General features: G+C 55.0%; 26 protein-coding genes. 8 read left to right on the top strand and 18 right to left on the bottom strand.

Going from position 1 to position 21,974, the window contains the following annotated elements:
* Window positions 1–77 precede the first annotated feature (77 nt).
* The 9 genes from IJT02_03490 to rsxC form a co-directional block, all read right to left on the bottom strand.
* Window positions 78–353 (bottom strand): helix-turn-helix transcriptional regulator, encoded by a 276-nt coding sequence (locus tag IJT02_03490; GenBank protein MBQ7543987.1) that lies wholly within the window; start codon window positions 351–353, stop codon window positions 78–80.
* Window positions 354–356: 3 nt separating this feature from the next.
* Window positions 357–701: a type II toxin-antitoxin system RelE/ParE family toxin gene (locus IJT02_03495; GenBank protein ID MBQ7543988.1), complete on the bottom strand. Its 345-nt coding sequence runs from the start codon at window positions 699–701 to the stop codon at window positions 357–359.
* 10 nt (window positions 702–711) lie between these two features.
* Window positions 712–1,827 carry a metallophosphoesterase gene (locus IJT02_03500; GenBank protein ID MBQ7543989.1) on the bottom strand — a complete coding sequence of 372 codons (1,116 nt, stop codon included), beginning with the start codon at window positions 1,825–1,827 and terminating at the stop codon, window positions 712–714.
* A gap of 67 nt (window positions 1,828–1,894) precedes the next feature.
* On the bottom strand, window positions 1,895–2,728 hold the full coding sequence (locus tag IJT02_03505; GenBank protein MBQ7543990.1) for an RnfABCDGE type electron transport complex subunit B: 834 nt from the start codon (window positions 2,726–2,728) through the stop codon (window positions 1,895–1,897).
* Window positions 2,729–2,741: 13 nt separating this feature from the next.
* Entirely contained in the window at window positions 2,742–3,329 is a 588-nt protein-coding gene (locus IJT02_03510) for an RnfABCDGE type electron transport complex subunit A (GenBank protein MBQ7543991.1), read from the bottom strand.
* Window positions 3,329–4,036, bottom strand: a complete 708-nt coding sequence (locus IJT02_03515; GenBank protein MBQ7543992.1) for an electron transport complex subunit E — start codon at window positions 4,034–4,036, stop codon at window positions 3,329–3,331. Before IJT02_03515 ends, IJT02_03510 begins: the two co-directional genes overlap by 1 nt.
* Window positions 4,037–4,041: 5 nt before the next feature.
* Window positions 4,042–4,632, bottom strand: coding sequence for an RnfABCDGE type electron transport complex subunit G (locus IJT02_03520; protein ID MBQ7543993.1), 591 nt, complete (start codon window positions 4,630–4,632; stop codon window positions 4,042–4,044).
* A gap of 2 nt (window positions 4,633–4,634) precedes the next feature.
* On the bottom strand, window positions 4,635–5,594 hold the full coding sequence (locus IJT02_03525; GenBank protein MBQ7543994.1) for an RnfABCDGE type electron transport complex subunit D: 960 nt from the start codon (window positions 5,592–5,594) through the stop codon (window positions 4,635–4,637).
* Window positions 5,595–5,597: 3 nt separating this feature from the next.
* Window positions 5,598–6,980, bottom strand: coding sequence for an electron transport complex subunit RsxC (gene rsxC, locus IJT02_03530; protein MBQ7543995.1), 1,383 nt, complete (start codon window positions 6,978–6,980; stop codon window positions 5,598–5,600).
* Between the two features lie 106 nt (window positions 6,981–7,086).
* On the opposite strand from rsxC, the gene cobT reads away from it, so the two are divergent.
* From cobT to IJT02_03555, 5 genes are read left to right on the top strand one after another with little or no spacing between them, the layout of a single operon-like run.
* Window positions 7,087–8,121 (top strand): nicotinate-nucleotide--dimethylbenzimidazole phosphoribosyltransferase, encoded by a 1,035-nt coding sequence (gene cobT, locus IJT02_03535; GenBank protein ID MBQ7543996.1) that lies wholly within the window; start codon window positions 7,087–7,089, stop codon window positions 8,119–8,121.
* The gene (locus tag IJT02_03540) at window positions 8,118–9,218 is read left to right on the top strand and encodes an isochorismatase family protein (GenBank protein MBQ7543997.1); all 1,101 of its coding nucleotides are present in this window, start codon (window positions 8,118–8,120) and stop codon (window positions 9,216–9,218) included. Before cobT ends, IJT02_03540 begins: the two co-directional genes overlap by 4 nt.
* Entirely contained in the window at window positions 9,211–9,816 is a 606-nt protein-coding gene (locus IJT02_03545) for an HAD family phosphatase (GenBank protein MBQ7543998.1), read from the top strand. Before IJT02_03540 ends, IJT02_03545 begins: the two co-directional genes overlap by 8 nt.
* Before the next feature lie 2 nt (window positions 9,817–9,818).
* Window positions 9,819–10,331: a DUF308 domain-containing protein gene (locus IJT02_03550; GenBank protein ID MBQ7543999.1), complete on the top strand. Its 513-nt coding sequence runs from the start codon at window positions 9,819–9,821 to the stop codon at window positions 10,329–10,331.
* Window positions 10,332–10,358: 27 nt separating this feature from the next.
* Complete coding sequence (locus IJT02_03555) at window positions 10,359–11,435, top strand: class I fructose-bisphosphate aldolase (protein ID MBQ7544000.1); 1,077 nt, start codon at window positions 10,359–10,361, stop codon at window positions 11,433–11,435.
* A 47-nt stretch (window positions 11,436–11,482) separates the two neighbouring features.
* Here the strand turns inward: IJT02_03555 and IJT02_03560 are convergent, their stop codons facing one another.
* From IJT02_03560 to IJT02_03580, 5 genes are all read right to left on the bottom strand, one after another.
* Window positions 11,483–12,301: a hypothetical protein gene (locus tag IJT02_03560; protein MBQ7544001.1), complete on the bottom strand. Its 819-nt coding sequence runs from the start codon at window positions 12,299–12,301 to the stop codon at window positions 11,483–11,485.
* A gap of 40 nt (window positions 12,302–12,341) precedes the next feature.
* Entirely contained in the window at window positions 12,342–13,286 is a 945-nt protein-coding gene (locus IJT02_03565; protein MBQ7544002.1) for a DNA cytosine methyltransferase, read from the bottom strand.
* A 3-nt stretch (window positions 13,287–13,289) separates the two neighbouring features.
* Window positions 13,290–14,417 carry a DUF362 domain-containing protein gene (locus IJT02_03570; protein MBQ7544003.1) on the bottom strand — a complete coding sequence of 376 codons (1,128 nt, stop codon included), beginning with the start codon at window positions 14,415–14,417 and terminating at the stop codon, window positions 13,290–13,292.
* A gap of 73 nt (window positions 14,418–14,490) precedes the next feature.
* Window positions 14,491–16,614 (bottom strand): sodium-translocating pyrophosphatase, encoded by a 2,124-nt coding sequence (locus IJT02_03575; protein ID MBQ7544004.1) that lies wholly within the window; start codon window positions 16,612–16,614, stop codon window positions 14,491–14,493.
* Between the two features lie 71 nt (window positions 16,615–16,685).
* Window positions 16,686–17,525 carry an alpha/beta hydrolase gene (locus tag IJT02_03580; GenBank protein MBQ7544005.1) on the bottom strand — a complete coding sequence of 280 codons (840 nt, stop codon included), beginning with the start codon at window positions 17,523–17,525 and terminating at the stop codon, window positions 16,686–16,688.
* Window positions 17,526–17,561: 36 nt separating this feature from the next.
* On the opposite strand from IJT02_03580, the gene IJT02_03585 reads away from it, so the two are divergent.
* Window positions 17,562–17,993 (top strand): CGGC domain-containing protein, encoded by a 432-nt coding sequence (locus IJT02_03585; GenBank protein MBQ7544006.1) that lies wholly within the window; start codon window positions 17,562–17,564, stop codon window positions 17,991–17,993.
* Window positions 17,994–17,998: 5 nt separating this feature from the next.
* Window positions 17,999–18,817 carry an ATP-dependent sacrificial sulfur transferase LarE gene (gene larE, locus IJT02_03590; GenBank protein ID MBQ7544007.1) on the top strand — a complete coding sequence of 273 codons (819 nt, stop codon included), beginning with the start codon at window positions 17,999–18,001 and terminating at the stop codon, window positions 18,815–18,817.
* On the opposite strand, the gene IJT02_03595 is transcribed toward larE, so the two are convergent.
* The 4 genes from IJT02_03595 to IJT02_03610 are packed head-to-tail and all read right to left on the bottom strand — an operon-like array spanning window position 18,738 to window position 21,077.
* Window positions 18,738–19,340, bottom strand: a complete 603-nt coding sequence (locus tag IJT02_03595) for a DUF501 domain-containing protein (protein MBQ7544008.1) — start codon at window positions 19,338–19,340, stop codon at window positions 18,738–18,740. The two genes, larE and IJT02_03595, sit on opposite strands and share 80 nt — an antisense overlap.
* The gene (locus tag IJT02_03600) at window positions 19,340–19,912 is read right to left on the bottom strand and encodes a S1 RNA-binding domain-containing protein (GenBank protein MBQ7544009.1); all 573 of its coding nucleotides are present in this window, start codon (window positions 19,910–19,912) and stop codon (window positions 19,340–19,342) included. The genes IJT02_03595 and IJT02_03600 overlap by 1 nt, the downstream gene beginning before the upstream one ends.
* A gap of 32 nt (window positions 19,913–19,944) precedes the next feature.
* Window positions 19,945–20,526, bottom strand: a complete 582-nt coding sequence (locus IJT02_03605; protein MBQ7544010.1) for a hypothetical protein — start codon at window positions 20,524–20,526, stop codon at window positions 19,945–19,947.
* A complete protein-coding gene (locus tag IJT02_03610; GenBank protein MBQ7544011.1) occupies window positions 20,526–21,077 on the bottom strand; it encodes a hypothetical protein in 552 nt (183 codons plus the stop codon). Before IJT02_03610 ends, IJT02_03605 begins: the two co-directional genes overlap by 1 nt.
* Window positions 21,078–21,215: 138 nt before the next feature.
* Between IJT02_03610 and gpmA the strand changes: the two genes are divergently transcribed.
* The gene (gpmA, locus tag IJT02_03615) at window positions 21,216–21,965 is read left to right on the top strand and encodes a 2,3-diphosphoglycerate-dependent phosphoglycerate mutase (protein MBQ7544012.1); all 750 of its coding nucleotides are present in this window, start codon (window positions 21,216–21,218) and stop codon (window positions 21,963–21,965) included.
* Window positions 21,966–21,974 lie beyond the last annotated feature (9 nt).

Consider the following 21,974-nt stretch of genomic DNA (forward strand, 5'->3'; position numbering starts at 1 on the left):
TAAGTTGCTCGTGAATGGATGTTTTATACATTAAATCCCCCTGCAAGATAGCAAGGGGACGAGAAAAGGTATCTTCTTTATGCTGGCAGGAGTTCCGGCTTCAAGCCAAGCACGGAGGCCAGCTTGTGGAAAAGGTTTATTGTGGATTCCTTGTTCACGTACTCGAAGTCCTCAACCTCTTTCTCCTTAACACCCGCCATCTTCGCGAGCTGCCTGCGGGTCAGGCCTCTGGCTTCACGGGCTTCGGTTATGGCACGTGCTAACCCTGTCTCGAACTCTAAGGCCTCGTATGCACGACGGAACTCGGGATCCTTCATCTGCTCGTTCAAGAAATCCTGAAAGTCTACTGACATAAACTAATGCTCCCTTCTGAGATAATCTTCACGGTATCTCTTCGCGCGCTCTATTTCCTGTCTAGGAGTCTTCTGCGTCTTTTTGATGAAGCCGTGCGTCAAGATTGCCCGCCCATTCACCACAAAGAAATACAGCACCCTTGAGATGTTCCCGCCGAATTGTGCTCTCAGCTCAAATATACCATCTTGCAGCGGCTTTGAGTAGGGTGCACGAAGTTCGTAACCGCGCTCGCCGAGCATTGATATTGTCCGCAAAAGTTTAGCTTTCATCTCCTTAGTAACGCCATCCAGAAATTCCTGCACCGGGACTGTGCCGTCCTCAGTCTCGTATAATTTGACTTCAATCATTCATGAGCTCCTACTCTCCGTGCAAGGTGAACAGCGAGATCTCCGACGGGTCGAACAGCCGGATGATAAACCCGTCCCACTGCGACGTTCCCGGGCTGTTGTAGAGCTTCATTCCCGCAACGTCATACCATCCACGCACAAAGCCTCCGTTCGCCCTCGCGGTGAGCTGCTTTATTCCCGGCATCTGCCCGCCGTGCGTGTGTCCCGAAAGCTGGAGGGTTACGCCCAGCTTCGTGTTCTCGTGCGCAAAACGCGGCTGGTGATCCATAAGGATTATCGGCGTGCCGTCAGGAATCCCCTCGAGCGCACGGGGAGTGTCCCTGTTTCCGCCCGTCGGGTCAGGCACTCCCGCAACCGCAAGCCGTGAGTCCCCGCTCTCAAGGATTACGTGTTCGTTCTCTAGCCACTTCACCCCGAAGCCAGCAATCGTCTTCAGCCAGCCGTCAAGGTCGTAATAATATTCGTGGTTGCCGGTTACCGCGAGAACGCCGTACTTCGCGCGCAAGTCCTTCAAGGGTTCAAGGTCTCCGCTCCTGTTCCTGACCTGTCCGTCAACAAAGTCGCCCGGAATCAGAATAACGTCAGGGCTGAGAGCGTTCGTCTTTTCCACAACTGCACTCACGAAGTCCCTGCGGTTCACGCTCCCGACGTGAATATCTACCAGCATTGCGACTTTCAGGCCGTCGAAGTCTTGGCCGAGCCCCGCTATCTTCACCTCGTGATGCACAACGTCAGGGACTCTCGTGCCCTGATACGCTCCCCACAACGTTGCGCAGACCGCAATCACCAGCACGGACAGCGACGCGTAATGTGCACTGAACTGCTGGCGGACAACTGCCTTCCAGACGAGATAGATTACGTCCTTCACAAGAAGCATAAACAGTGCGCAGACCATGAAGCTGAACAGTGCGGAGAGCAGCAGTGCAACAGGTCTCGGAAGCTCGTACACGTCAAAGCCAGCTGGAGTCATTCTTAGCAGAAAGATTTTCAGCAGGCCGCAGGCAAGAACCAGAGCCAGAAGGATTTTTGCCCACACTGGAACTCTCAGCGGGCATATCATGCTGAGTATGTCATAGAGACAGATCAGGCACGGCATCAGTACAAAAGGGTTAAACATTCTGAACAACAATATCACTCCTTCGATAAAAATATCCCCCTGCTTTACGGCAAGGGGACAAGGTTATTTCACTGTGTTACGCCGATTTCTCGACAACTACGAACTTTTCTCCCTGCTTGATGCACTTTGCGGGGCAGACCTTCGCGCAGATACCGCACTTCACGCACAAATCCTGATTGATGACAGCGAGGTCATGATCCATCGTGATGGCCTTCTTCGGGCACTTCTTCTCGCACAGCGTGCACCCGATGCATCCAGCACTGCACACGCTCTTGACCGCAGGGCCCTTCCAGTGTGAAGCACACGCGACGATGACATCAGCAGTTACAGGCACGAGCACGAAGAGTCCCTTCGGGCAGTTCTCGACACACGCACCGCACCCGACGCACTTGCTCACGTCGACCTTCGGGAGTCCGTCCTCACCCATCGAGAGCGCGCCGAACTGGCAGACACTTACGCACGTACCCATTCCGACACAGCCGAACGGGCAGGCATTCGGCGAACCGCCAGGAATCGTTACCGCACTCCGGCAGTCGTTTATGCCGTCGTAGTTCAGCGTTCTCGGGGAAGCCTCGCACGTGCCCTTGCACCTCAGGAATGCACGTACAGGAACGCCAGCTCCTGCGTCAACGCCCATTATCGCCGCGATTGCCTCAGCAACCTTCGCACCGCCGGGAGCGCACTTGTTGACAGGAGCTCCGCCCTCTACAACGCCCGACGCGTAGCCGTCGCAACCGGGATAGCCGCAGCCTCCGCAGTTCGCACCGGGAAGAGCCGCACGCACAAGGCCTATCCTCTCGTCCTGATGAACACGGAACACTATCGATGCTATCGCGAGCAGAACTCCAAACACTCCGCCCATAATTCCCATTAACGCAAGGGGAGCTACCATTACATGTCCTACATCCATAGTTACACCCTCCTTACTTTATGATGCCGTTGAAGCCCATGAAGGCAATTGACATCAGGCCTGCAGTGATTAACGCCATCGGAAGCCCCTTGAGGCTGTCGGGAATGCCCTCGTTAGTCTCGATGCGCTCGCGTATTCCGGCCATGAGTGAGATTGCGAGCAGGAAGCCCAGCGACGAGCCAAGAGCATTAACCAGTGCCGCCGCAAGTCCGTAGCCTTCATTCATGTTGAGGACTGCAACACCGAGAACTGCGCAGTTCGTCGTGATTAACGGGAGGAAGATTCCCAGAGACTTATACAGCACGGGGTTGAGCTTCTTCAGCGCAAGTTCCACGAACTGAACGAGAGCCGCAATCACAAGGATGAAGGAGAGCGTGTACAGGTACTCGAGGTGCAGAGGAACAAGAAGGTAGTTGTACGTGAGCCACGTCATGCACGACGCAAGAACGATGACGAACACGACAGCCGCGCCCATTCCCTGAGCAGTCTTGAGCTTGGAGCTTACTCCCATGAACGGGCAGCACCCCAAGAAGCGCGACAGCAGGATGTTGTGCACGAAGATTGAGCTGATGAACAGCAGGAATAATTCTGTTATGGACATTACTGCTTCGCCTCCCCGCATTCTTCTGCGTCTCTCTGGCAGAACTTAGCCATTATGCACGAACCGCACCCCGCAGGACGTGCCTCAGCAGGTGTTGCCGCAAGCCCCTTGAACTTGGCCGCACGTGCCTGAATTGCGCGGAAGAGCCCCATACTGCACCCGAGAATGATGAACCCGCCCGGAGCTAACACAACCAGCATTGCAGGGTCAAAGCTCACGACAGGATTACCCATCCACGTTCCAGCACCGAGAATCTCGCGCACCGAGCCCAGAAGGGACAGCGCAACCGTGAAGCCCAAGCCCATACCGATGCCGTCAAGCGCGGAATCAAACACTCCGTTCTTCGACGCGAAGGCTTCTGCTCTGGCCAAGATTATGCAGTTCACGACAATTAACGGGATGAAGATTCCCAGCGACTTGTTCAGCTCGGGGGCAAATCCCTTCATCAGGAACTCTATAACCGTAACGAATCCAGCGATTACCACGATGAAAATCGGTATGCGTATCTCGTCGGGAACTATCTTGCGCAGAATGGAGATTACGATGTTTGACGCAGTGAGGACGAACGTTGCCGCTATGCCCATGCCGATGCCGTTAGCTACGCTGGTCGTCGTCGCAAGCGTAGGGCACAGGCCGATGCACTGAACGAACGTCGGGTTGTCCGTAAGTATTCCGTTGGTGATTATCTTCAGCTTGTTCTGGCTCATAGAGTCTAGTTACCCCCTTTCAGGTTCTTGCTCCAGTAATTCACAGCCGCATTCACGCCGTCGGTTACTGCGGTTGATGTTATTGTTGCGCCGGAGATTGCAGCTATCTCGTCGGGATTGCTCGCACCGTTCTTCACGACCTTAAGCGGAAGAGCCGTCTTGTCCGTGAACTGTCCGTAGAACTCAGGCTCAGTTGCCCTTGCTCCGAGTCCCGGAGTGTCGGAATGGCTCAGAATGTTTACCGCCTTCACCGTGCCTTCCTTAGTGATGCCGGCAATGAACTGCAGAGGCCCGCCGTAACTCTTGGTCTCGACGGTCATGCACCAGCCCACAACATTATCTCCGTCTTTTGCCTGCACAATATCAATGACCCAGTCATCATCTGCTTTGTCGACAGCCTCGAAGGTCTGGGCTATGGGCATAACGTTTTTGAACGCCTCGTTCTTGGCCGCAAGCTCAACCTGTTTTATCGCCGCGCTAGTGTAGTGCTCGACGACACCGAGAATTATTCCCGTTACTGCGGTAACCGCCAGCAGCGTCCCGCCCAAGTGTATTGCCTTCTTGATGTAATCGGCAGCTGATACGTTATCGCTCATGACTATTTCCCTCCTGTCCTCTGAAAGTATCCGTTCTTCGGCGCGCCGAATACTCTCGGTGAAGTGTACCTGTCGATTAACGGAACTGCGATGTTCATGATAAGGATTGAGAACGACACGCCTTCAGGATAGCCGCCCCACGTACGGATTAACGCAGTGAGAAGCGCGCACCCTGCCGCGTAAATGTACTGTCCCTTCTCGCTCATGGGTGATGTCGTGTAGTCCGTAGCCATGAATATTGCTCCGATTAACAGTCCGCCCGTAAGCATCTCGTGAATCGGGAACATCCCGCCTCCGTGATTGAACAGTGCAGACAGAATCGCCGTCGTCAGAATGTACGTTAAGGGTATGCGCGCGGAGATTACTCTTTCCCAGACGAGGTAAGCCCCGCCCAGAATCAGGAGCAGTGATGAAGTCTCGCCGATGCATCCTGCCATGTTGCCGGTCAGCATGTCGAACAGTGAGGGCATCCCTGCTGTCGTTCCGGCCTTCATCGCCGCAAGAGGTGTCGCGCCGGAAATTCCGTTGAGCGTCCAGGTGGTCATTGCCGTCGGCCAAGAGATGAGCATCATTGCACGTGCGGCTAACGCGGGGTTGACGATGTTGCAGCCTATTCCGCCGTAGAACTGCTTGACGATGATTATCGCGAACAAGCTCCCGACTACAGCCATCCAAATCGGAATCGTCGGAGGAAGGTTATACGCGAGAAGAAGCCCCGTAACTACAGCCGAGAGGTCGCAGATTGTGGACTTTGTGTGCATGACGAACTTCTGCCACGCCCATTCGCCCAAGACAGAAGCAATGATGCAGGCAGCTATAACTCCGAGCGAACGGAGGCCGAGAAAATACACTCCCATGATTCCCGCAGGCACAAGAGCATAAATCACCATGCCCATGATATTGCGGGTGGTGAACTCCGAATGTATGTGCGGGGAAGTTGATACGGTTAATTTCGTGTCCATGACTTATTTCGCCTCCGCCGGCTTAGCCGGTTTTTCCGTTACGTTTGCTTTTGCCGCCGCAGCTGCCTTGCGCCTGTTTGCGGTTACGGTAGCTTTGCCGTCCTTGTAGCTCTGAACGAGATGCCGTGATGCCGGGCAGGTGTACGCACAGCTTCCGCACTCTATGCAGTTCATTCCGCCGAGTGCCTCGAACTCCGCGTAGTCCCTGCGCCTCACAGCGTGGTCAAGGCTCGTGGGCTCGAGGTGCATCGGGCAGGCTTCAACGCACTTTCCGCACCTTATGCACGCGCTCTCTTCGGCAAAGTAGGCTGACTTCTTCGTGAGGGCTAAGATTCCTGACGTGCCCTTGACGACGGGGACATCAATTGAACGCATAGCAATTCCCATCATCGGCCCGCCGGAGATTACCTTCACGGGTTCTTCGACAAAACCTCCGCACTCGTGGATAAGGTCTCTCATGCTCAGGCCCAGCGGAACGAGGAGGTTCTTGGGTTCAGCGATTGCGTCTCCTGTTACAGTGATTATCCGTTCGTGAACAGGAAGCCCCTTCTCGATTGCCGCCCAGATCTGCCAAGCAGTGCGCGTGTTCAGGACAATGCACCCCACATCTGCGGGAAGGGCGGGAACTAACGGAACTTCCTTGCCGGTTACTGACCAGATGAGCATCTTCTCTGCGCCTTGAGGGTACTTGACCTGCAGGGGCATTACCTTAATGCGCGGGTTCTTGTTGTGCGCGGTCATAGTTGCGATGGCTTCGGGTTTGTTGTTCTCGATGCCGATTACGCCTTCAGCCTCAGGGAAAATCTCCAGCACGAACTCCAAGCCTTTAAGCACCTCGTCAGGCTCCTCGATCATCAGCCTGTTGTCGCAGTTCAGGAACGGTTCGCACTCTGCAGAATTGATGATGATGTGCTTGATGGGCTTGTCCTTCGGAGGAGACAGCTTTACGTGCGTCGGGAAACAAGCTCCACCGCTCCCGACAATGCCGGCCTCGCGGATTAGTTTCACGTAGTCGGCAGGTGTCGGCTTGTGGCCAAGTGCTTCGTGCAGTGAAGGAGCTGGGGTATATTGCCCGTCGCTCTCGACAACCACGCACATTTCCATTGCGCCGGTGTAGACCATGCGGGGCTCTACGGCTTTGACTGTCCCGGACACTGCGGAATACTTCGGGGCTGAGACGAACGCATCAGTGTCGCCGATTTTCTGTCCCGCAAGAACAGCATCACCCTTTTTCACGAGCGGCTGGCACGGCGCACCGATGTGCAGTCCCATAGGATAGACGAACTCCATCACATCCGTCGGCTTGAGGATTTCGACGGGCTTGCTCTCGGTGAGAGATTTGCCTTCAGGCGGATGCACACCGCCTAAAAACGTCGGCAGGTTCATAGTGATACAGCACTCCCCTCAAAATAGATTGTGTGTTAAAAGTGTGAATGCTTGTATTATATCGTAATTGGTGCAAAAATTTTCCCGCTAGCAGATAGGAGACATAATGAACTTTCCACATATAACACCACTAGACACACAGGCAATGAACGAAGCACGGACTCTGATTGACGGCAAGGTCAAGCCGCCCGGCAGTCTCGGAGCTCTCGAGGATATCGCGATACAGCTCGCAGGAATAACCGGCCGAGCGCATAACGCCTTCACTCGCAAGGTCATCTGTCTGTTCGGGGCAGACAACGGCATCTACGAAGAAGGTGTGTGCTCATCACCCCAAGACTTCACGCGGAGATTAATGCACGTCTACGCAGAGAGGCAGGACGGCGGGATAAACGTTCTCGCACGTCAGGCAAGGGCTGAGCTCAGACTCTATGATTTGGGCGTGAAAGGCCTCGCGCCTCACCGCAATATCATCACCCGAAAGTTCCTTCCCGACGGTACGGCGAACTTCCTTCACGGACGCGCAATGACTGCTGAGCTCACAGAAGAGGTTATAGCGTTAGGGGTTGATGTTGTTAGGGAGCTGAAGTCGGAGGGAGCTGACGTAATAGGCACGGGAGAAGTCGGGATGGGCAACACAACCACAGCCTGTGCGTGCATTATGGCGGCTACGGGTTCTCGTGATGTTTCGCTCGTCGGAAGAGGGGCGGGGCTCGACGACGAAGGACTTGCACGGAAACGGAAGGTGATTCTCGAGGCACTTGCTTTTCACGCTACTAATCTCACTGACCCGATGAACATCCTCTCGTGCGTCGGAGGTCTGGACATTGCCGCGATAACAGGAGTCTTTCTCGGCGGAGCAATCTACCGCGTGCCTGTTCTTGTCGACGGGGTAATCTCGATAGCGGGCGCACTCTTGGCCAGCCAGCTTGAGCCTCTCGCGCGAATGTTCATGCTAGCCTCGCACAAGTCGCCGGAGCCTGCATTTATGCATGCGGCCAAGTTCCTGAACCTCAAGCCGTCGTTGAAGCTGGGAATGAGGCTCGGTGAAGGGACGGGGGGTGCAGTTATGATGCAGATAATTGACGACGCACTAGCTATAATTAACGGCATGGGAGATTTCGTCTCCCTGAAAGGAGAATGACCATGAAAGATATACTCGTAATCGATTGCCAGTATGACTTCATCGACGGAACATTAGCCTGTGCACACGCGGAAGAGGCCGTGAAGAACATCATCACCTACATCAACGCCCACCCTGACGCTCGGGTATTCTACTCTGCGGACTGGCACGGCCCGAAACACTGCAGCTACATTCCCAACGGCGGAACGTGGCCGGTGCACTGCCAAGCGGGAACTCACGGTGCTGAGCTTCACGCGTCGTTCAGCACGGACATCGTGAACCCTGCACAGCGTCCCAACGCCACGAACGTCTACCGCAAGGGCGAGGACGACGACCTCGAAGAATATTCTGCCTACGAAGCCTGGAACGAAGCAGCAAAGAAGACACTCAGTGAAGTCGTCGGGCAGGACGTGCTGATCTGCGGAATAGCTACGGAGTTCTGCGTCAAGGAGACCGTGTTAGCGTTTGCAGGCTCTTGGAGGAACATTGAGATATCTGCGTCGCTCTTGGGCTGGGTTGACGGCGAAGGCCACAAGAAAACTCTCGAGGAACTCTCCGAACTCGGGGAAGGACTCGGCAGGTTCAGCACCGTAATCTTCGGAGGGAGCTTCGGGGATTCGCTTGTAGTAAAGTGCTGCTACGGAGCACTATGGAGTGTGTTTCACAAAGGAGAGGAGATCAAGCCTGCACAGAGCATCATTGAAAGAATATCCAAGTCAGCATTCGGGGAAGAATGGGGAGAAGGCGAGCCCTCAAAACTCCTTGCCACCGCAATATCTGCCGCACCAGAACGTGAACAGGAACTGCGTGATGCTTTCGCTTCTCTCGGCTCGAGGCCAAACGCTCCGTTGTGGGCTGCCTTGCTCAAGGACAAGGGCTGCAGAGTCGTGTGCATGTCGAAATACCCTGCCGTGTCTGGAACAATTGAGTTCGTCAAGCCGCAAGCTCCGGGAGACATTGAAGGAGTCATTCCGGCCAAGAGCATATTTGCCGCAGACGACGAGAAGGCTTGCGAGGCCGCAAAGGAAGCCGGATTTTACGTTATATGCCCGCCATACCTCAGGGATGCCGCAAAAATGCTGGGCAAGATGTTAATCGGGGTTGACGTTCATGATTAGCACGATAATCTTCGATATCGGCGGAGTACTGATAGATTTTGACTGGGACGGGTTCATTCACAGGATGTTTCCCGGCCGTGAAGAACTGATCGACGAGCTTGATGAGGCAGTCTGGGGAAGCAGACGCTGGGACAGGCTCGATGCGGGCGACGAACCTGAAGAAGTCTTCGCGAACATTATTGCCCACGCACCGCACCACGAGGCCGAACTCCGCAAAGTCTTCGAGAACGTCGGCGACACGCTCAAGAAGAGGCCTGCGACTCCGGGCTGGCTGAAGGACTTGAAGGCGCACGGTTACCGTCTGCTGTACCTGTCGAACTACTCACGCTACGTGATGGCCAAGAACCCGGACGTTCTGGACTTCCTGCCGCTTCTGGAAGGAGGAGTCTTCTCGTGCGACGTTCGGCTGATAAAACCCGACCGCAAAATCTACCAGTGCATAGCCGACAAGTTCAGCCTCAACCCGCCGGAATGCGTGTTCATCGACGACATAGAACGCAACGTGAAGGCGGCAAGGGAGTTCGGGTTTAAGGCGATACAGTTCGGGACATTGCAGCAAGTACAGCGTGAACTTGATTCACTGTTGAAGGAGGAATAGACATGAGAGATTTCCGCATCAACTGCTTCATCACTGGAGCAATAATGCTTGTGCTCGGAGGTTTCGCGTTCTCGCGGCCGGTTGAAGCCCTCGTTACGGTAGGGTTCTTCATGGGGCTTGGCCTGATTGCGTCGGGGATAAACTACTTCAGCGCGTTCTACTTCTTCGGCCTCAAGAGGTTTATCCTGCTCGGGCTTCTGGATTTCGTTGCTGGACTGTACATGGCCTTTCAGCCCGGAGCTGCCGCACTGGTGATACCGTTCGTTGTCGGGCTGTGGCTGGTGAGTGTAGGGTTCTCGCGCGTCGGAATGTCCCTGTGGCTCGGAGGCGCAAGAGTGCGCGGATGGTGGCTGATGCTGCTTCACGGAGTCGTGCTCGTCGTGCTGGGCGGGGTAATGTTCATGTCTCCGCTGAACGTCTCGCTGTCGGTGATGTTCATGATGATAATGGCGGGTACGCTGGCGGTTATGGGAGTATTGACGATCCTTGAAGGTTGTATAATGTGCAGGCAGTAAATTTCTGTTCAGGAGGTTTTCTTCACGATGGAACTCGGAAAAATCGAAGCCCTCTTAGGTTCAGAGGCGGAGTCCCTTCTTACTCACAAGTGCGAGACAATCAGCAAGGATATGCTCTCACTTCCCGGCCCGGACTTTGTTGACCGCGTAATCAGCATGTCTGACCGTCCCATACCCGTAATGCGCGCAATGCAGACGCTGTTCTCACACGGCAGGCTTGCGGACACGGGGTACATCTCGATTCTGCCGGTAGATCAGGGCATTGAGCATTCAGCGGGAGCGTCCTTCGGGCCGAACCCGATATACTTTGACCCGGAGAACATCATCAAGCTGGCGATGGAGGCAGGGTGCAACGCAGTAGCCACGACGCTGGGAGTTCTCGGCGCAACAGCAAGGAAGTACGCGCACAAGATTCCGTTCGTGCTCAAGCTCAACCACAACGAGCTTCTGACGTACCCCAACCAGTTCGACCAGGTGTTATTTGCGTCGGTCGAGCAGGCCTACAATCTCGGAGCAGTAGCAGTCGGAGCAACAGTATACTTCGGCAGCCCCGAGTCGACGCGTCAGATTCAGGAGATCTCTAAGGCATTCCACGCGGCGCACGAAATGGGAATGGCGACGATTCTGTGGTGCTACCTGAGGAACTCAGCCTTCAAGGTGAAGAGGGACGACAAGGTTACGGACTACCACGCGAGTGCGGACCTTACGGGACAGGCGAATCACTTGGGCGTAACGATTGAGGCGGACATCATCAAGCAGAAGCTCCCCGAGAACAACGGCGGGTACATGGCGATGGGCAAAGGTTACGGCAAAACATCGCACGAGATATACGACAAGCTGACGACTGACCACCCGATAGACTTGGCGCGCTATCAGGTGGCGAACTGCTACATGGGGCGTGCAGGGCTCATCAACTCCGGCGGAGCTTCCGGCGGGGCGAGCGACCTCAGCGAGGCAGTACGTACTGCGGTCATCAACAAGAGGGCCGGCGGAATGGGACTGATTCTCGGGAGGAAGGCGTTCCAGCGTCCGATGAGCGAGGGAGTGCAGATAATCAACGCTGTGCAGGATGTGTACCTGTGCAGGGACGTAACTATAGCGTAGAGAAAGATTTGATGATGCCTCCTGCTGGTTAATGGCGGGGGGCTTATTTATACAGTTAAGTCCAGCGGCAAATCTGATATATCCTTGAGGCGTTTCCCATCAATGAGAGTGTGAAGCATCTCTGCTGAATCGTCAGAAGCACATTCATTCACAGCCTGTTCAAGTTCGTACAGTGCAAAGTGATACACGCAGTCAATATCTCCCGTTCCCAGTGCAATTGAAGCCAGTCTTCCCGGCATGGGCTCGGCGGTAACCACCACAATATGCGGAAGATGCCCCTTCCTGTTGCGTATGAGGTTCAGTGCTTCCGTCCGGCTGTTCTGTGCTCTGTCGCTCCTTATCGTGTACTTGGCCGAAATGCTGGCATGAAGTATCGGTGCTCTCCCGCTGGTCTCCCTTATGTCAGAAGCACAGGCTGAGCTGCCATCTACAAGCTGTTCATGTGAATTAAGCTCTTCATTGCTGTAACGTTCCCTGTATATCACAATGTCAGGTGCTATGACGTAATCATTGCCCAGTACCGCCGCAAGCTGTGCGTTCCTGCTGATGAGTTTTCCCAGTTCTGCAAGATGCTCGTACTGCGCAAAACTGCTCACCTCTGCGCCTGAACACGTAATCCCCCATTTGCCCGGACGTATGCTGTCCAGCCGCAAAAACGTATTCCGCAGAAACTCCGACACAAGAACTTCGAACTGTCTTCCGAGCGTCTGACCAGCCGCTTTGTTCATGACGTTAATTCTGCACCCGCAGTTATCGGATATGATTTCTGCTGTCCGTAATGCCACAGCCTTTGAGGACGCGCTCGATGAATCAGCGTTTGAAGCTGTGCCTTCTTTCGTAACGGTTAATGTGCTGCTCTCTAGCATGTGCCGGTGAAACATCTTTTTTGCTTCCGAGATTAAAGCCTCACTCATCAATCAAGCACTCCCTTATCTTTCGTCCCACAGCTTCAGCCACAGCAGGGGGAAAAGCATTCCCTATCATCCGGCAGGCCGCAGTCTTCTTACCGCTGAACTCCCAATCGTCCGAAAAACCCTGCAATCTAGCCAGCATTCTAGGTGTCAGACGGATAAGCCCTGCGTGTCCGGGTTCAGGAGCTTCGTCGGCGACTCCTCTTCCGTCAACTCCGAGCAGTTCCCACGCCCTCCGTGCCCTCACAGGCCCCAAGTCCGCCCCTCCGTGCTTCTTCGAGCCGCCGACAACCGCAGGAGCAGGACTGTCCGCAAGTTCCGCCCATTCGTCCGCACCTTCCCAGCCTCCTGCAGAGACCAAGTCCCGTAGAGCCGTGCCGACGCTCACAGTCTCAGAGCTTCCTTCTGGGTATGTGAACAATGTGTGCTGGTCATTGCGTATTGCAACAATTACAGCCCGAAGCCTCTTCTGAGGAACTCCAAACCGCGAAGCATCCATCAGTCTAACGTGAACCGTATACCCTTGCAACTCCATATCTTTCAGGATTTCCCCCCTGTAGGTGTCGAATTTCCTGTCAAAGAATCCCCTGACGTTCTCAAGCATTACGGCACGGGGCTTAATTTCACGCACAAGCCTCAACGCTTCCGGAAACAAGTCGCGCTCGTCGTTTCTGCCTAGCTGTTTTCCCGCAGAACTGAACGGCGGACACGGAACGCCTCCGGCCAAGAGGTCAGTTCCCTTATATTCTCTGCCGTCAAACTCTCGCACGTCCCTGCAGATTACGTTCCAGTTCAGACGGTTGCGCTTAAGGACTGCGCAGTATTCCGGCTCAATCTCCACAAGCACAGAATGCCTGAAGCCCGCACGTTCAAGCCCTATCGCTTGACCTCCTGCACCTGCGCATATTTCGACACAGGTAAAAACTTTATTACGGTTCATAGGCTATCGCGTGAAGAAATTCACCAGCCTCACAAGCCCGCTCTCCTGAAACTTTATCGCCTTCACCGGGCACATCTCATGGCAGCAGTAGCACCGAATGCACTTCCCGTAATCGAAGTACAGGTGTTTGTTCTCGTGCCTCAATGCTCCTGCCGCACAAACAGCCGCACATCGCCCGCACCCTATGCACAGCTCGGGAATGTGCACAGGCCTCGAGGTCATCAGACGCTCGATGAACGGCAGGCGCGGAAGAAGCCGCATTGTCCGTGTCTTGGGGAGCTTCACATCAGGGAAAACGTGTTCAGCGGAAAAATCTCCCTCAACATCAGCGGGGTTAAGCTTGCACTCGGGGAAGCCTCTCTTCTTTGCGGCCATGTACAAAGGATAATCTTCCAGCTTTGCGCCGAGCATCCTGCAGAGGTGAAAATCCATAGTCAGCGCGTCAGCACTTCCCCCAATCAGCCCGAACGGGTACGGGTCTCCGCTAGTCGGGCCGTCGCCGTCCATCCCTATAACGCCGTCAAGAAGCGTGAAGCACGGCCTTACTCCCCTGTAAATGTCCAGCAGGAGTGATGCGAACTTCTCGCGGTTCAAGCCTACGTTGTAATGCCAGCCGGCTTTGAGACGGCCGGGAATTGTCCCGAAGAGGTTTTTTGTGCCCATCGTCAGGTACATCTGCCCGTGCGTCTTGAGTTTGGCCAAGCTGATGACTTTATCTGCTTCCAGCACCTGCCTGCTCACCTGAATACGTTTGAAGTCCGCTCCCTCGCTTGCCGGGAGGTCAACCGGGTCTGTGAGCTCGCGGCACTCAATGCCCAGCTCCTCAGCTACCCCGACGAAACCTGCTTTCTCTGCGGCTTTGCGGAAATTGTCGATGCCGGGACTGTCCGCGATGAAGGGAACTCCTCCAGCATCAATCACCAGCTTTGCGGCTGCACGGACTATTGCGGGGTCTGTCGTAACCCTCCGCGCAATGTCGTGCCCTGAGACGAGATTCACCTTCAGGAGAACGCGCTCGCCCTTCTTCACGAACTCAGATATTCCCCCGAAGTGCTCAAAGACTCTCCTTACTGCCGAGTCTATTCCTGCCTGCTCGTAATCGTTTTGTCGTGCAAAAAATACCTTGCTCATGATGTCAGTAACGAAATCGGGAGATGCCCCAGCTCAGGACACCTCCCGCAACCTTTTCGCGAAATTATTTCTCCTAGAACAGCGGAGCAAGCACCAGCGCAACAACCGTCATCAGCTTGATGAGGATGTTCAGCGCAGGACCGGCCGTGTCCTTGAACGGGTCGCCTACTGTGTCGCCGACAACTGCCGCCGCGTGGTTCGGCGAGCCCTTGCCGTTGTAATGCCCTTCCTCGATGTACTTCTTCGCGTTGTCCCACGCACCGCCGGAGTTCGACATGAACAGTGCCATCATTACGCCCGTAACGATTGAGCCGCCCAGAAGTCCGCCGAGTGCCTCTTTGCCGAGCGTGAAGCCGACAATCACGGGAACTGCGATAGCCATCACGCCAGGAATAATCATCTGCGTAAGCGCGGCGTGTGTCGAGATTGAGACGCAGCGTTCATAGTCAGGTTTGCCCGTGCCCTCCATGATGCCGGGAATCTCGCGGAACTGTTTACGGACTTCCTCAATCATTGAGCCTGCCGCCTTGCTGACCGCGTCAATCGACAGCGAGCAGAAGATGAACGGAAGCATTCCGCCGATGAGCAGTCCGACGATGACGTAGGGGTTCATGATGTCGATCTTGTCGATTTTGGCCGCCTGCGAGTACGCCACGAACAGAGCCAGTGCAGTAAGTGCCGCTGAACCAATCGCTAAGCCCTTGCCCATTGCCGCCGTCGTGTTGCCGATTGCGTCGAGGTGGTCGGTAATCTTGCGCACGCCTTCAGGAAGCTCGCTCATCTCAGCGATGCCGCCCGCGTTGTCGGAGATAGGGCCGTATGCGTCAACACTCAGGGAAATTCCCGTGATTGAGAGCATTCCTACTGCGGAGACCGCAACGCCGAACATTCCGGCCAAGTAGTAGCTGATGAGCGTCGCAAGGCAGATAAGCAGCACAGGGATACCCGTCGACATCATACCCAGCGAAATGCCGGAAAGAATGACGGTAGCACTGCCTGTGTCTGACGTTGCCGCAACGTTCTTCACGAAGTGGTAATCACCCGACGTGTAGATTTCCGTAACGTTGCCGATAAGGATTCCGGCGATAACTCCCGACGTAACCGACAGGAACACGCTCATTGAGTTCGAGAAGAAGAACAGGATGCTGAGAATGAACGTACCTGCGATCATAAGTCCGCCTGCTACGAACGTTCCGGTTCTGAGCGCGAATGCAGCATCACCCTCGTCAATGCGCTTCATTACGTTGGGAAGGAGCTTGCAGGCAACTGACCTGACGACTGATGCACCGGCAGCCTTCTGTGAAATCATCATGCATCCGATGATTGACGCGAGAACTCCCAGAGCCGACAGGAACATCGGGAAGCCGATTCCCCACAGGCCAAGTGCTTCGCCGCCCTTTGTGAACGAGAAAGTTGCACCGATGGCCATAGCCGCAAGAATTGAGTTGACGTAGCTCTCGAAGAGGTCTGCACCCATTCCTGCGATGTCGCCTACGTTGTCGCCTACGTTGTCAGCGATTGTTGCGGGGTTGCGCGGGTCATCCTCAGGGATTCCTGCCTCAACCTTGCCGACAAGGTCTGCTCCTACGTCCGCCGCCTTAGTGTAGATGCCTCCGCCGACACGTGCGAACAGTGCGATTGAGCTCGCTCCCATTCCGAACGCAGTCAGTGCAGTTACGTCGTTGAGGAACAGATACGCGACACTGAGGCCGATAAGTCCCAGACCTACGACGACCATTCCGACGATGCTTCCGCCGGAGAACGCAACCTCGAGGGCATCACCGGCAGCACTCGAGAGAACGCCGTCTCCCTCCGGCTCGCTCTTGTCGAGGGCAACTTTCTCCTGTGCCTCGATTCCGGCAAGGGCAGCGTAGGTTGTGCGTCCGTTGGAGTTGGTTGCTACGTACATGCCGATCCATCCGGCTGTTGCACTGCAGGCAGCTCCGAGAACGAACGCGAACGCCGCTCCGAGACCGAGCGCAGAAATCAGCAGGACTGCTACGACTCCGACGAACGGGGCAAGCCATGAGTACTCCTTCTTGAGGAATGCCATAGCTCCCTGATGAATGATTGAGGATAATTCAGCTACGCGGGGATGACCTATCTGGGTCTCTTCGAGCTTCTGGTAGACCGTCCATGCGTACAGTCCGGCCAGAACGCCGAAGACCAGAGTAACGAATACTAGGAAAAGCCACATGAAAATCTTTACCTCCCTGAATGAGTAAAATATTAGGATTGTTCAATTATAGCCTAAAGCCTGAATAATTTTTACGCGGAAAATTGACGGATTAAGCCAGCAATCTCTTTACAGCATGACTCCAGCGCAAAGTGCCCGCTGTTCACAAAATGAATCTGTGCATCAGGTACGTCCCTCCTGAATGCCTCAGCCCCTGCAGGAATGAATGACGGGTCATTTTTCCCCCACACAGCTAACAGCTTGGGCTTGTACGTTCGCAGGTACTCCTGAAACTTTGGGTACAGCTTCACGTTGTTCTGATAGTCGTAGATTAGGTCAGACTGTATTTCGTCGTAGCCCGGCCTTTGCGTGTAATGAATGTCCAGAGTGTAACCGTCCGGCGAAACGCTGCCTTCTTCTGTGCCGAAGGTGTACTGTCCGATTATCGTTTCGGGTGCAAACGCGCTCTTGTACTGCTCGCGGAGTTCGGGTGTCGGGTGTGCCCAGTATTCCGCGCGGGCTTCCCACTTTTTGCCGCGACCTTCTGCGTAAACGTTGCCGTTCTGGCTGATTATTCCCAGAATGGAGGAAGGGTGCTTCATGGCGATTCGGAAGCCTATCGGTGCTCCGTAGTCGAACACGTACATGTAGAACTTGCTGATGTTCAGGGCAGAGATGAACCCGTCAACAACTTCCGCGAGGTTGTCGAAAGTGTATGTGAACTCTCCGCGTGAAGGCATGTCAGACTGTCCGAAGCCCGGATAATCCGGCGCAACAAGGTAGAACTTGTCCTCGAGCATCGGCATCAGGTCGCGGAACATGTGGCTTGCGGAAGGAAAGCCGTGAAGGAGGAGCATTGCGGGTTTTGCCGGGTCTCCTGCCGTGCGGTAAAAGATATTGAGGCCGTCGATGGATATTCTGTTATACTTCATAAAATCATCTCCAACTGAAAGGATGTGCAGATTATAATGCAGTCTGCAAAAATTGATGACGCGCCGGAACTTGTTGTGATTATACAGTGTGAAGATGTCGTAAAGAGGTGCTCTGGCTTCCTGTGCATGAGAGATTTCTACGACAAGGCCGGGAAGTTCGCGGGCTACCCGCCGGAGACACGGTACATGACGATAACCTGCGGAGGATGCTGCGGGAATCTCCTCACCCCCAAGCTCGAGAATCTCGGAATGCGTCTGCGCAAGGAAGGAATCCAGAAGGAAGATGTTGCAGTGCACTTTGCGTCGTGCGTGTGCTCGGACAATGCACACCGCCAGCCCTGCCCGTTCATGAACAGGATGAAGATGCTCTTAGTCCGCAAGGGCTTCGCTAACATTGTGCTGGGAACTCACATTTCGCAGAAGGCGCAGGCCAAGAGGGACGCGGGGATCTACCGTCAGTGGGAGTGAGATAAATGAAGGACAAGTATACTGTTCTGCGTGAATACATAGCCTCATTAGGGAGCGTTGCAGTTGCGTTCTCTGGGGGAGTTGACTCGACGCTTCTGCTCCGTGTCGCTCATGACGTGCTGGGTGATAAGGCCGTCGCTGTAACAATGGTTTCATCTCTTTTCCCCCACAGGGAGCTTGAGGAAGCACGGGCTTTCTGCAGTGCGCTCGGTGCTGAGCAGATAATTCTGACTGTCGACGAACTTGCTATAGACGGCTTCAGGGACAATCCCCCCGACAGGTGCTACCTCTGTAAGCGTTCTCTGTTCACGAACCTTCTGGAGACTGCGAGGGAGCACGGACTCTCTCACGTAGTAGAGGGCTCGAACGTTGATGACTTGGGCGATTACCGTCCCGGCCTCCGCGCAATCGAGGAGCTCGGCATCAAAAGCCCCCTGCGTCATGCCGGACTAACCAAGAACGAGATACGCTCTCTCTCCCGCGAACTTGGCCTGTCGACGTGGGAGAAGCCTTCTTATGCGTGCTTAGCCTCACGTTTCGTTTACGGCGAGAGGATCACGCCCGAGAAGCTCATCATGGTTGAACGCGCGGAAAGCTTCCTGATAGGTCTAGGGTTCAGGCAGATGAGGGTCAGGCTTCACGGTACGCTTGCACGCATCGAGGTTCTGCCTGAAGATTTCAGGAAGGCTGTTGAACTGCGCACACAAATTTACGACGAGCTTAAGGGTTTGGGGTTCTCGTATGTTACCCTTGACCTGCAGGGCTACAGGACCGGCAGCATGAATGACGCTCTCCGCAGTCAGAGCACAGCCCCGCAGTCCTGAGCCATTCCCCGCCGGGATGTCGGCCGAGCGCAATCATTGAGGCAGCCTGAAGGTGCAGGCACTTGACGTTTACGCCGTCAGTCTGCTTCATTCCGCCGATGCCCGAACGCATAACCGAACGGTAAACGCTGGCACGGTACTTCTGCATGAACCTCCGCTGAACTTTTCCCGCAAGCCCGAGCCGTATAACCTGATGAAGCATGTTGTAGCGTCTCCACTCGTGAACGTCCTTTATCGATTTCTCGAGCTCACTTACTCCTCCGCGAGATTCGAGAGTTCCCGCCAGCTTCGTGAGGTACGGGCACACGAGCCAGAACGTCGTCGGGAAAATACGTTTCCCCGTGAACGGACGGCAAACCAGAACCTGAATCCCTCCGAACCTGCACCGCACGCATCCCGCAATCAATGACGGGTCAAACCTCTGCTTGTTGTCCGAGTACCGCGCCGATAACTCTCTGAGCTCCACAGCAAAAACGGGAGACACCCGAAGGCATCCCCCGCAAAAGTTCTTCTTCCTCGTCATCAGTAGTCCCGACCGCCCTGCCTCCGCCTTGACGGACGGCCTGACCTCGATGAATTTCGTGTGTTCAGATCCGTTATCTTGGCCTCGCTGGTCTTCAGGAACGATGCCATCTTCTTCTCGAAAGTGTCGGCTTCTTCCGGGCTGGTCTCGCGGAAAGTCTCCTGCATCGCGCGGAAATCCCTTGTGTCCCGGAACTCACGCTCTCTGGGAGGCCTGCCTTCGCGCGGAGTGAAATCCCTTCCCGACGGACGGGACGGCCGCGACGGAGCAGAACCCGTGCGCTGTGTCCTGTGCTGGAAACCGCCTGCGTGAGCCTGAGGCTGCGGCTGTGTCTGCTTAATGGAAAGGTCTATGCGGCCTCTCTCGTCTATCTTGATCACTTTCGCCTGAACCTTATCCCCTATGTTCAGGACATCAGATATGTTCTTCACGAAGCTGTACGACAGCTCGGAAATGTGTATCATCCCCTTGCGCCCGTTCTTCGCAATTCTCACAAAAGCTCCGTAAGGCATTATCTGCTCAACGGTGCAGTCCACTATTTCCCCTACGCTCAAAATGTCGGCCTCTCCCATGAGAAACTCCTTAATAGTTCGTCAAAGATTGGTTACACCCAACGCCACTCAGGTTTTGCCTGCCCCAGACGGCGGATGAGGTAAAGTCCTTTGGCTTTGCCGTGCCGACTTCCGGGCTTGTACCAGACAAGAAGAGTGCCGCGCTGTTTGTTCAACGCTAATTTTATCACGGCGTTATCAACTATAGGCCAGTACCACGCAATAATAACCTCGTTGCGCAGGACAGCGGGTCTGTTCCTCTGGAACTTCAGCTTGTCTTCCAGCTCTATGGGCATTGCCTGCATCCTCTTCAAGCCTGAAAAGATATTAGTCTTCCGTCTCGGAGGAAGTCCGCGAACCTTCGCGTCATGCTTGGTGTACAGCTTCACCCTGAAGCCCCGCGCAGAAACATCCCCGCGCTTGACCTTGAAGCCCGAGACCGTGCACTTGTGGTCGGCGTGAAGATCTGCTGTGTGGACGGCAACCGCCGTGTCCTGAGTGAGCGTGTACGTGCTGACCGCGCGGCGTGTGGTTCGTGCCTCGACGAGCTCAGTAACGAACGCTTCATCGAGCGTGTGAACCTCGACGTGCTGAGAGGCTTTGCGTGCGATGTAGCCTCTGACGTTGCCGAGCATCAGTCAGCTCCTGCGGCAAGGGCGGACATCAGACGCTGTATTCTCGTGAAGGGCTCGAGCAGGGTCATCGTCTGCGCGCACTCGGTGAGGATTGCTCCGACGGCCTGAACCTCATCCGAGCGTACTCCGTCCGGGAACTCTGCACGTAACGGGTTGCCGTGAGGGTCTGCCTGAATCAGGAACGCTCCGGGCTCTGCAGTGTTCTCGATGCTTCCTGCGGCATCAAGCGGCACGTGAGGAGATTCCTCGAGCAGTACAGTCCTGACCTTCGAGAGCTCGCGCAGAGAGTTGAGGATGTCGCTGTCCTGGCAGATCCACAGGCCGGGTGCTTCTATCGCGTCAAGAAGGCTCTCTAGGATTATCTCCTGCTTGAAGTAAGTGTCCCACGAGTCGCCGTAAAGTATCCGCTCCAGCTTCTTGGGACGAATCAGGTCTGTGTACCGAAAGTCTATTGGTATTCCCCTCGCGTCAGCAACCAGCGCGATGCCTCTGAGCTGTCCTTCTCCTCCCTCAATGACCATGTAGCCGAGAGTATTATTCTGTGAAGCCATGAATGCCTTTCTCCTTAGTGTGGTATGCATAGATTATAACCCTGAGAGCGTGAAAAAATTGTGAGGCTTTGAATTTTTCGAACTTTCTGCTAATCTTACCTGCAAAATTCTACAGACAAACAGGAGGATAAATCAATCATGTACGAAATCGTGTTAATACGCCACGGCGAGTCAGCATGGAACAAAGAGAACCGCTTCACCGGCTGGACAGACGTACCGCTCTCGGAAAAGGGCATAGAGGAAGCACGTTCCGCAGGCCGTCTGCTTAAGGCTGAGGGTTTCGCGTTCGACTACGCGTTCACGTCGGTGCTGAAGAGAGCAATCAAGACTCTGTGGCTCGTCCTTGAGGAGATGGACAGGATGTGGATTCCCGTACAGCACTCGTGGAAGCTCAACGAGAGGCATTACGGAGCGTTACAGGGCCTCAACAAGGCGGACACTGCGGCCAAGTACGGCGACGCTCAGGTGAAGATCTGGCGGCGAAGCTACGACATTCAGCCCCCAGTGCTCACGAAGGAGGACGAGCGTTATCCCGGACATGACCCGCGCTATACCGGCCTCACTGAAGCAGAACTTCCGCTCACAGAGTGCCTCGCCGACACAGTAGCCCGTGTTGTGCCTTTCTGGCAGGAGAGCATCGTGCCTGCGATAAAGTCCGGCAGGAAGATTATCATTGCGGCACACGGAAACTCACTGCGCGCCCTCGTGAAGTACCTCGACAACATTTCGGAGAAGGACATTCTCGAGCTCAACATCCCGACCGGCGTGCCTCTGGTGTACGAGCTTAATGATGACCTTAAGCCGATTTCACACCGCTATCTTGGTGATGCGGCGGCAATCGCGGCGGCACAGGCAGCAGTAGCCTCGCAGGGCAGCGCAAAGAAGTAGCGCAAGGAG

This window comes from Synergistaceae bacterium (assembly GCA_017450125.1).
GTDB lineage: Bacteria > Synergistota > Synergistia > Synergistales > Aminobacteriaceae > JAFUXM01.